The following is a 224-nucleotide window of genomic DNA, read 5'->3' as shown; positions in this document are numbered from 1 at the left end:
GGGTCTCCGTCAAACTATATTGGTGGAACCATGAAGTCCTCTGAATGGGGGGCTTCTTTATTTTACAATTAAAAGAATTCTGGCATAAAAATGATCCATATTTTTGAATCCGTAACAGATCCGTTTAAGTGCTTTGATTTTACGATTGATTCCTTCGATAGGTCCATTAGAAAGTGATGATTCACAGCTGTTTGAAACATATTTTAGATTTTTCTTTAGGGTTT

The 224-nt window shown here is 34.8% G+C and carries 1 protein-coding gene; it reads right to left on the bottom strand.

What is annotated here, in order from left to right; all coding sequences use genetic code 11:
- Positions 1–57 precede the first annotated feature (57 nt).
- The coding region (locus ON15_RS11145) for an ISL3 family transposase (RefSeq protein ID WP_010581433.1) at positions 58–224 on the bottom strand (167 nt) is incomplete at its 5' end.

It is taken from the genome of Liquorilactobacillus vini DSM 20605, assembly GCF_000255495.1.
Taxonomy (GTDB): Bacteria; Bacillota; Bacilli; order Lactobacillales; family Lactobacillaceae; genus Liquorilactobacillus; species Liquorilactobacillus vini.
The sequence above is the reverse complement of the archived record's forward strand: the minus strand, read 5'-3'. Positions and strand labels throughout refer to the sequence as shown.